This is a genomic window from Streptomyces sp. NPDC021356 (genome assembly GCF_040641015.1).
Taxonomy (GTDB): Bacteria; Actinomycetota; Actinomycetes; order Streptomycetales; family Streptomycetaceae; genus Streptomyces.
Genome location: NZ_JBFACU010000003.1, coordinates 159,912 through 172,145, shown reverse-complemented (window position 1 = coordinate 172,145; position 12,234 = coordinate 159,912). Strand labels below are relative to the sequence as shown.

Here is a 12,234-nt window from a genome sequence, read left to right as displayed (position 1 = left end):
CGTCCGCCCTCTGCCCGGCCGGGCACGTGTGCGCCCACCAGTGTAGGTGCCCGGGCCTGCGGCGCCGCGCGGTCGCTCCCGCGGCAACCGGCTGTCAGTCCTCGTAGTAGTTGTTCACCACCACGTCCGGTTCGTCGTCGTCGAACGCCTCGTTCAGCAGGGCGCCTCCCACGAGGCCGGCCGCACCGGCACCGATGAGCGCCCCGGTCCCGAAGCGGCGTCCGCCGCCCTGCTCCGGGGCGCCCTGCCGGGGGTACCCGTACTCGGGAGCGTGCCCTTGCTGCGGATATCCCTGCTGGGGGTACCCCGGCTGCGGGTATCCGGCCTGGGGCACCGCCTGCGGGTAACCCTGCTGGGGCTGCGGCGGGGTGTAGAAGGGCGGTGCCGTGGTCTGCACGCGCTGTGCGCAGCCGCCGCACGCCTGCACCGGCCTGGCCGCACCCCACTGCGGCGACCAGGTCACGGTGGTCGTACCGGGCCCGTGCTGGGCATCGAAGAAGCACGTCATGGCGGAACTCCCTGGAGGTGATGGCGGTGACTGGGGCGGCTGGGGCGCAGGAGGCGGTGGAGGAGCCGGCGGGGAGAAGGGGGAAGGCGGGGCCGACGCCGCGGGAGGCGGTGCCGACACGGGGGGCGCCGGCGCGGGAGGGGCGGACAGCGACGGCACCGCGGGCTGCGGGGGCTTGACCGGGGACGGAGCGGTGCTCGGCGCCGTCCCGCGCAGGACGTCCACCCCGTAGTCGGTGGCGATGCCGGCGAGCCCGGAGGCGTAGCCCTGGCCCACCGCGCGGAACTTCCACCCCGCACCGTGCCGGTACAGCTCGCCGAAGACGAGCGCGGTCTCGCCGGACAGGCCGCCGGCCGCGAGGTCGTAGCGGGCCAGTTCGGCGCCCGATTCCCGGTCGAGGACGCAGATGTGCGCCCGGGGCACCTGCCCGAAGCTCTGGCCGCGCGCCGCGCCCTCGTAGAGCGACACCGCGAAGACGATCTTCGTGATGCGGTCGGGGACCCGGTCCAGGTCGGCCTCGATCCGCTGGTCGTCGCCGTCGACGGGGCCGCCGCCGAGGTGGCGGACCGAACCGTCCGGACTGGCCGGGTTGTTGAAGAAGACGAAGTGCTCGTCGGACGGCACCTTCCCCGACACGTCACAGAGCAGGGCGCTCGCGTCCGGCTCGTAGCCGGTCCGCACCTGCCAGCCCAGCCCGACGGTCACCGCGTCCAGGCCCGGGGCCTGCCCGCTCAGTGACACGTTGCCGCCCTTGGTCAGGGGCACACTCATCCACGTCCTCCGCAGCCGCTTCCGCTTCCCGCCGTCGTCGTCATGATCAACGCGAGGACACCTCGACGGAGTTCCCGGCTTGCGCAATTTCACGAATGAGAGGGATGGGCGGGGCCGGACGGAGGTACGGACGGGCAAGGCCAGACGGAGGCAGAGTGTGGCAAGGCCGGATGGAGGTCAGATGGAGGTCAGGTGGCCCCTGGTCCGATGCCCCCCTAGGATTGCGCAACCACGCAATCCGACAACACGAACACGCAGCACACCTCGACTCGTCTGGAGGACGACATAGTGGGCGTCATCAGCTGGATCATCCTCGGCCTGCTCGCCGGAGCGATCGCCAAGATCCTGCTGCCCGGCCGCGACCCGGGCGGCCTGGTCGGTACGACCCTCATCGGCATCGCGGGCGCCTTCGTGGGCGGCTGGCTCTCCGCCCGCTTCTTCGACCGCACCGTGGAGAAGCACTTCTTCGACCCCTACACGTGGGGCGCGGCGATCGGCGGTTCGCTGGTGCTGCTCGTCCTCTACCGGCTGCTGTTCGGCAACTCACGGGACTGACCGGCGACTTCGCAGGCCGGGTCGCCGGTGGGGCGGCGCACTGCGCTCCGCCCCACCGTTGTACTCGCACTCGCGCGAGGAACCGGGGATCACGCGGCCGGGCAGGCCCCCAGGTCCTCCCAGACGCCCCACTGGCCGGTGGTGCCGGGCTTGTCGCCGGACACCCACCACTTGGCACGCCAGGTGTGGCCGCCGTAGGAGACGGTGTCGCCGCCGTTGTAGACGCGCGCGGGGTCCCAGACCGGCGCGGTGCAGGTGTCCCCACCGCCGTTGCCCCCACCGTTCCCGCCGCCGTCACCGCCGCCGGTGCCGCCGATGTTGACGTCGACGCAGGAGTAGAACGCGTTGCCGGTGTCCGCGATGTTCCAGACGGCGAGCACCTTCTGCCGGCCGGTGAAGCCGCCGAAGTTCACCTGCTGGCTGACGTCGGCGGGGGGCTGCTGGCTGTGGCCGTCGAACTCGGCGATCTTCTGTCCGCCGATGAAGTACTGCCAGTTGGCGGTGGAGTGCCGCGCCGTGTTGTGCCAGGTGAACGTCGCCGTGGAGCCGACCGGGGTGACCTTCCAGCCCTTGCTGTCGTCGTCCAGCTCGGCGTACTCCGCGTGCCCGCCGCTACAGCTCTGCAGGCCCTTGGGCCCCTCGACGCTCTGCGGCTCGTACTTGATCTGACCGCAGGCGACGACGCCTTCGGCGCACTGCTCCTGCCGGCTGGTGGGCAGGGTGACCCAGCCGTGCGCGCTGGCCGAAGCCGCCGGAAGGCTGACGGCGAGCACCGGGGCGACCAGCGCCCCGATCGCGACAGCCACCCGTCTTTTCGTGTCCATGCCACATCACTTCCCTCGGTGTGTCGGAACCGACGCATGGGAGGCCATGCCGATGTAGGTCTAGACCTACGAAACTTGGTCTAGACCATACTCAAGGACCGTGGCAGGTCAAGGGATTGAGCAGAACCGGCGCGTCAACGTCCCCGGACCGACACGCCCCGAGGACGTTCACGCCGTCGGGGACGCACACACCCTCCGCTTCCACCTCGACACCGCTGCCGGCCCGGCGCCAGCCGGATCACCGCGACACTAGGATCACCGCCCATGGACTGGCTGGAGCGCGCCGCGAAGCTGAAGCAGTGGAGCCGGGACGGGGTGCGGGCCCCGCACAAACCCTTGCTGCTGCTGTACGCACTGGGCCGTTTCCAGGCGGACGCCGACGACACCTTGCCGTACAGCGCGGTGGAGGCCGACCTGAAGCGGCTGCTGGCCGAGTACGGTCCCGCGCGCCCGACCACACCCGCCTACCCCTTCCACCACCTGGTCAACGACGGGGTCTGGGAGGTCCGCACCGATCGCGGAACCGGCAGCCCGGGCACGGGAGTACGGGAACTGCGGGCGAGCGGCGCCACCGGGCGACTGGCCCCGGACCTGCGGACGGCGCTCCGGCACGAACCGTCGCTGCTGGCCCGCATGGCGCGCACGCTGCTGGACCAGCACTTCCCCCCGTCCCTGCACCAGGACCTGTGCGACGCGGTGGGCCTGGACCCGGAACCGTACCTCCAGGCAGCGCCGTCACCCGGAACGGCGATTCCGGCCAGGCGGCAACGGGACCGCCGCATGCGGGAGATGGTGCTGATCGCCTACGAGTACCGGTGCGCCTTCTGCGGCTACGACGGCATGATCGACTCCGCTCCCGTCGGCCTGGAGGCCGCCCACGTGCGATGGTGGGCGTTCGAGGGCCCGGACGACGTCGACAACGGGCTGTGCCTGTGCTCCTTGCACCACAAGCTGTTCGACAAGGGCGTCCTCGGCATAGGGGACGGCCACCGCGTCCTGGTCTCACGGCACTTCGTGGGCCGCAGCCCGGCCGCCCGCGACCACGTCACCGCCCTCGCCGGCCGTCCGCTGACCGGACCGCAACCCGGAACCCGCCCCGTCGCGGACGCCCACCGCTCCTGGCACACCACCCAGGTCTTCCGCGGCGCCCCGCGCACCCGGGCCGCTTGACGACGCGGGAGAAGCGACAGCCACGTGGCCCAGGCGCACCGCGGACCCCGCCGAGGGGAACCACCGGTACGCCTCGGTCTTGCTTCAGTTTCCGCCCGTGAAGGGGTCGGGTTCCCGCTCCGCCTCGCAGACCGCCAGGTCCTCGTTCTCGCTCGCGCCGCCGTGTGCCATCCGCGGCCACCTCCAGGTGCATCCATACCGTGCTGCACTCCCGCGCCCAACGGCACACGGCGTGACGGAAGGATCGTCGCACCGTCCACCGACTGTGCCCGTACTCAGCGTACGGATCGCGCATCTGGATCCACCCCGCTCGCCCGCCGTCGTGGCCCCATGAAGCCCAGCGCGCTCCAACTCCCCCGCGCCGCACAAACGTTCTCCCAGCTGCTGTCCTCCACCCGTCGCGGCGCCCGCCTCGCCCGGCTGCTCACCACCGCCCCCGCGCAATCCTGGAGCCGGCCGGCGCGCAGCAGCAGCAGCATGAGCCATACAGGGCAGTTATGGGGGCATTCGGCTTCGTCTCCTACCGGGTCGCGGATCGGCTCCCTACATTGGCGGCGGTGCGCCGCCGGCAGCCACGTCGCCCGAGGCGTAGAGGCCGGCCGCCAGCAGCGCTCCGACACGGCGGCTTGGTCCCTGCCCCCTTGACCTCGCCCCGCCCCGTACGTCTCGAGGAGGATCCATGCACGAACTGCACGCACTGCTGCGCGAGTACGACCGTGCCCGCGGCCACACCGACGAGCCGTGGCGGGACCTGACCCCGGACGAGGTGGTCTGGCGTCCGTGTGAGGACTTCAGCGCCATCGGCCGGCACCTCGGTCACCAGGCCCACGTCGCCCACTTCGTGATCCGTGATCCCACCGCGGCCGGAGCCCAGCCCCGATCCGGCCCTGGACGCCCTGATGGACTCCGCGTCGCCGGAGCGGTTGCGGGGCGCCCTCCCGACCGTGCGACGGCTGACCGCCCTCGGGGAGACCGTCGCCCAGCGGGTGCACGCCCGGATCGGCGGCATCGAGGCCGGGAAGGCCAGTGCCCCCACGCAGATGACCGTCGTCGCGACGCGTCTGCTGACCGCTCTCATCAATCACGAGTACCAGCACGACCAGTGGATCGGCGAGGTCCGCACCGGACACCTCGGGCACGTCCTGCCCACCGACCCTGACTCCGACCAGGTCCGCCGCATCGACGGCTACCTAGTCCTGCATCCCTACGAGTGACGTGCAAGGTGCGTCCGCCCGTCCATGACCGGTGCGACGTGAGGTGATGCCGGTTCTTTCCCGGTTCGGCCCCACAGCCGTGGCGGCGAGGCGCGCGAGAGGGCGCAGCCACCGGGACGTGCCCCGGGCCCCGCTGCGGCCGCTCGCACAGCTGACGGGCCGTGCGCCGACCGCTGTCCACCACTCGCACTTCCCGCACGAGGCTGGAACGGCCCGCGGGCGGAACGGCCCGCGGGCGGAACCCCGCTCTGGAAAGCCGTCCCGGCCCGCTTCCTGAAGCACGGTGGGGCTGCCCGGCACCCATGCTCCCCGCCCTCTGAATCCATTCAGCCGACCTACCGAGGAGCACCCGGACGTGAGCGCGTCACAGGACATGTCCACACAGCCCCAGGACGTACCCGCGCAGCCGTGGCAGACCCAGCCCCGGGTGCGCGCCGCGCAGAAGCGCACGGTCCGGGTCCTGGCCGCGGCACAGATGGTCGGCGGGGTCGGGGTGGGCGTATCGGTGTCGATCGGCTCGCTGCTGGCGGAATCGGTGGCCCGCAGCGAGACCTACGCGGGGCTGGCCCGCACGGCCACGACGGCGGGCGCCGCCGCAGTCGGTGTGCCCCTCGCCCTGGTCGCACAGCGGTGCGGCCGCCGGACCTCGCTGAGCGCCGGGTGGCTCGTGGCCGCCGTCGGCGGGGCCCTGCTCGCAGGATCGGCGGTGAGCCGGTCGATACCCCTGCTCATCGTGGGCATGCTGTTGTTCGGCGTCGGCAGCGCGACGAGCCAGCAGAGCCGCTACGCGGCGGCCGACCTGGCCGCGCCGCACCGCCGGGCCCAGGCTCTGTCCATCGTGGTGTGGTCCACGACCATCGGTTCGGTGATCGGGCCCAACCTGGCCGGCCCCGGCGCCGCCGTGGCGTCGGTCCTTCACCTCCCCCGGCTGGCCGGGGCGTTCGTCCTGGCCACCGTCTGCATGGCACTGGCGTCGGTCCTGCTGTGGGGCCTCATGCGCCCTGATCCGCTCCTTCTGTCCCGCCGGCACCAGGATGCCGAGGAAGGACGGGAAAGCGGTACGGACATCCCGGCGGCGGGCACGGAGGTCACGTCGCGGGGGAAGGAGCCGCAGACCGGGACGCTGCGCGCGGGTCTGCGACACCTTCGCCGGACACCGCGTGCGGCCTTCGCTTTCGTGACCATCGTCGTGGCCCACACGGTCATGGGCGCGATCATGACGATGACCCCGGTCAGCATGTCCCGGCACGGCACCGGTCTCACCGTCGTCGGCGTCACCATAAGCGGCCACCTGCTGGGCATGTACGCGTTCTCCCCGGTCGTCGGCCGGCTGGCCGACCGGATCGGTCACCTGTCGACCGTGGCGGCCGGGCAGGCGGTCTTCCTCGTGGCCGCGGCGCTGTCGGGTATGGGCCACGACTGCGTCGGCATGATGATGGCGGGGTTGTTCCTCCTGGGGCTGGGCTGGTCGTTCAGCCTGGTGGCAGGCTCGGCCATGCTCACCGAGGCCACTCCCGCCGCACTGCGGCCCGGCGTGCAGGGCACCGCCGACACCGCGATGAACGTCGTCGCGGCCGTGGGCGCCGGCCTGGCCGGGCCGCTGCTGGGCTGGATCGGCTTCGGCGGGCTGAACGCCGTCGCCGGCGCCCTGGTCCTGCCGGTGCTCGCCTTCTGGGCCGTCCTCGTCCGCCCGCGCTGAGGGCAGCCCGGCCGCCGCCTCGGTCGCACGCCGGAACGCCACTGCGCGATCCGTTACGGCCCCCCGGGCACAGGGCACTCGCCGCCCATGGCATTCACACACGGAACGCACCGCTCGCGCGGTTCCGGCCGGGGGCCGGCCGCGTCCGTCGGGATCGGTGTCGCGGCAGGCGTGACGGCCGCGGCCGGTCTCCTGTTCGGCCGCAAGGCGGCCACGGTCGGCAAGATCGGCAAGGGGCACCCGCTCAAGCACCGCGCACTCGACCTGGCGGCCGGCGCCGTGCAACGGAAGTACCCGCTCGATGCGATGAGCACCTATCTCAACGGCTTCCACATGTACGCCGACGACATGGGCCGGCAGGTGGAAGCCACGCACTTCTGCATCCATCTCCAGCACGACCTGCACCAGTGCGTGATCTTCGACCGCAACGCGCCCGACGCCCGTCTGATCGGCATCGAGTACATCATCAGCGAGGAGCGGTTCCGCAGCCTGCCCGAGGACGAGAAACGGCTGTGGCACAGCCACCACTACGAGGTCAAGTCCGGCAGCCTCACCGCCCCCGGTATCCCCGACATGGCCGAACACGCCTACTTCGAGGATCTCGTCACGACCTACGGGAAGACGTTCCACACCTGGCAGTACGACCGCGACGACTTCCCCTACGGCATCCCGCAGCTGATGATGGGCTTCACCGAGGACGGGCAGGCCGCGGACGAGATGATCCAGGCCCGCGACGACAGGCTCGGCATCTCGACGTCCCGCAAGCGGCAGCACCGGGCGGACATCCCCATGCCGGACGTGGCACCGGGCGCCAACGCGTGGGAAAGCGGCCGGACGGTGCAGACACGTGTCGAGGAGATGGATTTCAGGCGCTGACCGCCCCGAACCCCACCGGCCCGAGCCCACCGCCCCGGAAGCGCTGCCGCTGCCGGTGCCAGACGCGGGCGGCGCCGGAGTCGTACGTCGCCGAGGACAGGACGGCGTGCGCCTCCCGCTCCCCGCTCGGTCACGACCATGGCGACGACGGAGTCCGACATCGATGCGCTTCCTGGCGAAACGGCGGTGAGTGTTATAAGGGGAGGCGATGAGGAGGTCACCAGGCGGCCCGCCGTAGGCACCGGTGAGCCGAGGCGGTAGGTGACAGACGACGAACGGGGCGATAAGCCATGGCTATGGCGGAACGACTGAACGCCGAGGGGCTCCGCTACGCGAAGGCGGTCGCCGAGACGCGCTCCTTCAGCGCCGCGGCCCGGGCCTACGGCGTCACTCAGCCGGCCCTGTCCAACGGGATCGCCAAACTGGAGGAACGGCTCGGGGAGAGGCTCTTCGACCGGTCGCCGCGCGGTGTGACCCAGACCCCGTTCGGCACCCGCATCCTCCCCCTCGTCGAGCGTGCCGTGGCCGCGCTCGACGCCGTCGCCGCGGAGGCCAGACGGCTGACCGAGCCGGGCGATCAGAAGATCCGCATGGGCGTCTCGCCGCTCATCGGCCCGCATCTGGTGGCCCGCGCGTTCAGCGCCGTCCGCGAGCTGCCCACAGCCCGCGATCTGGTGCTGCGCGAGGCGAACATGCAGGACCTGCGCGACGGCCTGCGGGCCGGGCAGCTCGACATCATCCTCATCCCGGCGGTCACGGCGATGCCGCGCTTCGAGCACCGGGTCATCGACGTCGAGCCCATCGTCGTCGTCGGCCCCACCGCCGACGAGGACGCCTCGCTCGAACTCGCCGAAGCCGCGGACGAACAGTTCATCCTCGTGCCGGACGCGTGCGGACTGACGACGTTCACCACCCAGCTCTTCCACGCCCACGAAGTGCCGCTTCGCACCTATCCCGGTGAGGCTGCCAGCTACCGCGTGCTGGAGGAGTGGGCCGGTCTCGGGCTCGGCTCGGCGATGATCCCCCGGTCCCGGCTCACCTCCCCGGATGTCCCCCACCGCCCCCTGCTGAACGAGGGCCGGGAAGTGCAGATCTCCTTCGAGGCCGTCTGGAACCCGGACTCCGCGCTGCGCCCGGACCTGACCCTGTTGGCACAGGCACTCGGCGCGTCCCGCCAGCCATACGCACCGCTTATGCCCTGATTCGGAGGACGCCCCTACCGCACCGTATGGCGCGCACCTGACTCCGCGGTTGTGCTGGCGGATGTGCCGCAGCACGACCGTCGAGCGAGAAGGGCAGCCACAGCCACGGCCTGTCTTGAGATCACCCTGCGCGTGGACCCGGCCAACCGTCCCGCGGCGGCCGCCGTCTAGGAGAAGTACAAGCAGCTGTCCCCGTCCCGGCCCTACGGCCGGTTGGGCGAGCGTGAAGAGCGGCAGCGACCGAGCCGACAACCGCCGGAAGTCGCCGTCTGATCAGCAACGAGCCGCGCGCAGGGGACTACAGACATTCGTGCAGGCGACTGCGGACATCGACAGCCGTCCCATCGCCAGGTCACTGGACGACGCGGGGCCGGCGGACGCCGGTGCTGTGGCCGGAGAGGTTTGCCGAAGAGCTCGCGGCCGTCACCTCCGGCACGTTCGTCGCGAACGCGGCCCGTTCGGACAGCCGTACGGTGATCGCCTCCGGCCACAGCGGCGGCTCGAACGGCCCGTGTGCCGAGGCGAGTTCGAGGAGTCCGGCGGCGGTGGGGCGGGCCTCGGGTTCCTTGGCGAGGCACGCGGCGACGACGTCGGCGAGGTCTGGATCGAGGTCCCGTACGGCCTGGAGGTCGGGCTCCTCGTGCACGATGCGGTACAGCACGCCGTGTCCGGACTCGTCCCCGAACGGCGGCTGCCCGCTCGCCGCGTACGCGACCACCGAGCCCAGCGCGAACACATCGACCGCGGCGCTCAACTGCCGCCTGCCGGACGCCTGTTCGGGCGCCATGTAGGCGGGCGTGCCGACCACCATGCCGGTCCGGGTCAGCTGGCTCTGCTCGGCGGCACGGGCCACCCCGAAGTCGATGAGGGTGAGGCCGTCGAGAGTGAGCATGACGTTCGACGGCTTGACGTCCCGGTGCACCATGCCGTCCTGCCCATGTACGACCGCGAGCCCCGAGGCCGCTTCCCGCAGCAGCAGCCACAGCGCGTCCGAGGGCAGCGGGCCGCCGTTCACGTCGACGGCCTCGCGCAGGGTGATACCAGGGACGTACGCGGTGGCGAACCACGGCGGCCGGGCGGTGCGGTCGCTGTCGAGCAGCGGTGCGGTCGCCTCGGCGGGCAGCCGCGAGAGGTTGTCCAGCTCCTGGCCGAAGCGCCGCAGGAAGTCCTTGTCCTCGGCGACCACGGAGGGCCGCAGCTGTTTGACGGCAGCGTACCGCCCCTGGTGCACGCCGAGGTAGACCCGTCCCATGCCGCCGGCCCCGAGCCGCCCGACCAGCGGGATCGTCCCGATCAGCCGGGGATCGTCGTCCTCCAGCGGCTCGACGCCCACCTCACAGCCCCCGCCGCCCACGTTGTCCCCGTTGTCTGTCACGACAGGCAGAGTATGCGGAGACGGAACGTCCGTAGAAGCGGAGACGGAACGTCCGTAGAACAGGAGAGTGAGGTTCCTTGAAGTCCCTGCCGCCGAACGGTTTGCCGCCGTTGGCCCAGAGAGTGCCGTGCTCTCCCTCGTCCTCGTCGAAAAGAATCTCGATGCGCCCGTCAGCGCTGCACGCCGGGTGAGCGTCGTGCGCCTTCTGCAGCAGCTCGACGAGCACCCACCGTCGCACTCAGGCGAGATGATCGTCTCGGCCACGGCCTTGGCCTCGCGAGCCGCCTCTCGGCCATCGTCCCAGTCCCGCAGACAGCCCCGAACCTCAACGAGCGCCTGATCACGGACACGCTTGCGCACCGCAGCCCCCCGGCGCGCATGCACACACTCTGACGACGGCCGACGGCCTCCGCCTTCCATACCGCCGCTCCCCCGCACGTCCCCCACCCCCCTCCGTCGGTGATCCTTCTGAGCGAGAAGGGGCCGTGAAGGGCTTTGTCACGGACGGTCCTGTCACCCCCATCCGACGCTGACCGTGCCCTCAGTTCATGGACAGGCAGCTGATCGCGGCAAGGACGACGCAGCTTCTGGTGACCGACACACGCTCCCCTTCCGAGTACCTGACGTGCCCAGCCACTTTCCTGACGCCCCATCAGAACAAGCGTCAAATGAGCGGTCACGAGTGTCCCACGCCACTGAATCTTGACCGATTGCCACTGAAGATTGACCACTGCCCGGTTCGTGCCATCGAATCTTGACTGACCAAGTCAGCGCCCCCGGACGGCAGTTCACCCGATAGAAGGCATCTCCGACCTTCATGCAATATCGCCAGGCGGGCGGCCTTACAGTCTGCGTGCCGTCCGGATGAGACGGCATCCGTCGCTGACACATGGGAGTGGGACGTGAGGTCTTCGGGGCGTATGGCTGTCTCGGCAATGGCCGTGGCTATGGCGGCGCTGGGAGTAGGAAGTGGTGCCCCCGCGTCCGCCGCCTCCACGGCGACGCCGTCGTGCAGCGGGGCGGACTGCCCCAGTCTGAAGCCGACCAGGCTCACGGCCAGCCAGGCCAGCCTGAATGTCACCCAGATGCAACTGGAGAACATCAACGCGATGGCGTCCGACGCGGTGACCGGGGAGCCCATTCGCGGCGCGAAGATCGTGTTCGCCACCATGGGCGGCAGGACGCTGGGGACGGCCTACACGGACTACGACGGCATCGCTGCGATCGCTGCCCCGGAGAACCTGGGCCCAGGAACCCTCCAGGAACTGCTGGGCGGCTACGAAGCGGCAATGGTCGGCGACGGCGTTCATGCCCCGGCCGGGGCCCACGGAGCCATCACGATCGGCACCGACCAGGGTCCCGGTCTCCCGGGCAACCCATGCGCCGTCTGCAGCGACCGTGCGCTCAAGCAGGACGTGGTCCCGGTCGACTGGAGCCGGTAGCGGTGTGGCTCTTCCGTCGGCGCTCCCGGGCGGCTGACCGCGGTACCCCGGCACGGCTTCGAGCCGAGGCGCGGGAGAGCAGCGGTGTGGCGCCGGTCGGCCCGGTCAACGGCTACGCGGTCCTGGAGACCGCGGCCGCGCTGCCCATCAGCACCTGGCGCTACCTCTGGGAGCCCGAAGGCGTGCGTCACCTGGGGCCGATGGCCCAGGACTGGCACGCCGCCTTCAACTTCAGCCAGGACGACACCACCATCCCCGTCGTCGACGGCCTCGGCGTCGCCCTGGTGTGCATTCAGGCACTGCACCGCCGCGTGGAAGAGCTCACGGCTGAAGTGGATCGTCTGAGAGAAGCCGCGAGCGTGAACACATCCGGGGCCGCGTGACGACGCCAGATGGCCTGTTGTGATGCTCCAGCGCTCGGCCGGGGGAAGGCCAGTCGCCGCCCTCGCCGAGCGCGGCCCGCGGCCGCCATCTCTTCCCTCGGAAGGCTGGGGAGTCGGTCCCTGCGGAACACCCATCGCGATCCAGAAGGCAAGACACCATGACAAGGCAGGACACCTTGGAACGACACGACACCGTGACGGGACCATCCCAGGCG

Annotated in this window: 10 protein-coding genes and 1 pseudogene; 8 read left to right on the top strand and 3 right to left on the bottom strand. The window is 71.1% G+C overall.

Going from position 1 to position 12,234, the window contains the following annotated elements; all coding sequences use genetic code 11:
- Positions 1-94: 94 nt before the first annotated feature.
- Positions 95-1,279 (bottom strand): TerD family protein, encoded by a 1,185-nt coding sequence (locus tag AB0G56_RS04890; RefSeq protein WP_360963699.1) that lies wholly within the window; start codon positions 1,277-1,279, stop codon positions 95-97.
- 288 nt (positions 1,280-1,567) lie between these two features.
- On the opposite strand from AB0G56_RS04890, the gene AB0G56_RS04885 reads away from it, so the two are divergent.
- Positions 1,568-1,834 (top strand): GlsB/YeaQ/YmgE family stress response membrane protein, encoded by a 267-nt coding sequence (locus tag AB0G56_RS04885; protein ID WP_360963696.1) that lies wholly within the window; start codon positions 1,568-1,570, stop codon positions 1,832-1,834.
- 89 nt (positions 1,835-1,923) lie between these two features.
- On the opposite strand, the gene AB0G56_RS04880 is transcribed toward AB0G56_RS04885, so the two are convergent.
- A complete protein-coding gene (locus AB0G56_RS04880) occupies positions 1,924-2,658 on the bottom strand; it encodes a lytic polysaccharide monooxygenase (RefSeq protein WP_360963693.1) in 735 nt (244 codons plus the stop codon).
- Positions 2,659-2,922: 264 nt separating this feature from the next.
- Here AB0G56_RS04880 and AB0G56_RS04875 point away from each other — a divergent pair, with 264 nt between their 5' ends.
- From AB0G56_RS04875 to AB0G56_RS04855, 5 genes are all read left to right on the top strand, one after another.
- Positions 2,923-3,828, top strand: coding sequence for a phosphorothioated DNA-binding restriction endonuclease (locus AB0G56_RS04875; protein ID WP_360963690.1), 906 nt, complete (start codon positions 2,923-2,925; stop codon positions 3,826-3,828).
- Positions 3,829-4,676: 848 nt separating this feature from the next.
- Positions 4,677-5,042, top strand: a complete 366-nt coding sequence (locus tag AB0G56_RS04870; protein ID WP_360963687.1) for a hypothetical protein — start codon at positions 4,677-4,679, stop codon at positions 5,040-5,042.
- Positions 5,043-5,397: 355 nt separating this feature from the next.
- The gene (locus tag AB0G56_RS04865) at positions 5,398-6,741 is read left to right on the top strand and encodes an MFS transporter (RefSeq protein WP_360963684.1); all 1,344 of its coding nucleotides are present in this window, start codon (positions 5,398-5,400) and stop codon (positions 6,739-6,741) included.
- Between the two features lie 87 nt (positions 6,742-6,828).
- Entirely contained in the window at positions 6,829-7,617 is a 789-nt protein-coding gene (locus AB0G56_RS04860; protein ID WP_360963681.1) for an OBAP family protein, read from the top strand.
- A 296-nt stretch (positions 7,618-7,913) separates the two neighbouring features.
- On the top strand, positions 7,914-8,819 hold the full coding sequence (locus AB0G56_RS04855) for a LysR family transcriptional regulator (RefSeq protein WP_360963678.1): 906 nt from the start codon (positions 7,914-7,916) through the stop codon (positions 8,817-8,819).
- A 430-nt stretch (positions 8,820-9,249) separates the two neighbouring features.
- Here the strand turns inward: AB0G56_RS04855 and AB0G56_RS04850 are convergent.
- Positions 9,250-10,152, bottom strand: a pseudogene (locus tag AB0G56_RS04850) (serine/threonine-protein kinase); the annotation flags it as partial.
- 962 nt (positions 10,153-11,114) lie between these two features.
- On the opposite strand from AB0G56_RS04850, the gene AB0G56_RS04845 reads away from it, so the two are divergent.
- Complete coding sequence (locus tag AB0G56_RS04845) at positions 11,115-11,636, top strand: hypothetical protein (protein WP_360963675.1); 522 nt, start codon at positions 11,115-11,117, stop codon at positions 11,634-11,636.
- Between the two features lie 86 nt (positions 11,637-11,722).
- Positions 11,723-12,019 (top strand): tail fiber domain-containing protein, encoded by a 297-nt coding sequence (locus AB0G56_RS04840; RefSeq protein WP_360963672.1) that lies wholly within the window; start codon positions 11,723-11,725, stop codon positions 12,017-12,019.
- The last annotated feature ends 215 nt before the right edge of the window (positions 12,020-12,234 follow it).

Bases quoted from the DNA above. Each gene is read 5' to 3' on its own strand.
- AB0G56_RS04890 (WP_360963699.1), bottom strand. From the start codon at position 1,279: ATGAGTGTGCCCCTGACCAAGGGCGGCAACGTGTCACTGAGCGGGCAG.
- AB0G56_RS04880 (WP_360963693.1), bottom strand. From the start codon at position 2,658: ATGGACACGAAAAGACGGGTGGCTGTCGCGATCGGGGCGCTGGTCGCC.
- AB0G56_RS04875 (WP_360963690.1), top strand. From the start codon at position 2,923: ATGGACTGGCTGGAGCGCGCCGCGAAGCTGAAGCAGTGGAGCCGGGAC.
- AB0G56_RS04860 (WP_360963681.1), top strand. From the start codon at position 6,829: ATGGCATTCACACACGGAACGCACCGCTCGCGCGGTTCCGGCCGGGGG.
- AB0G56_RS04855 (WP_360963678.1), top strand. From the start codon at position 7,914: ATGGCGGAACGACTGAACGCCGAGGGGCTCCGCTACGCGAAGGCGGTC.
- AB0G56_RS04845 (WP_360963675.1), top strand. From the start codon at position 11,115: ATGGCTGTCTCGGCAATGGCCGTGGCTATGGCGGCGCTGGGAGTAGGA.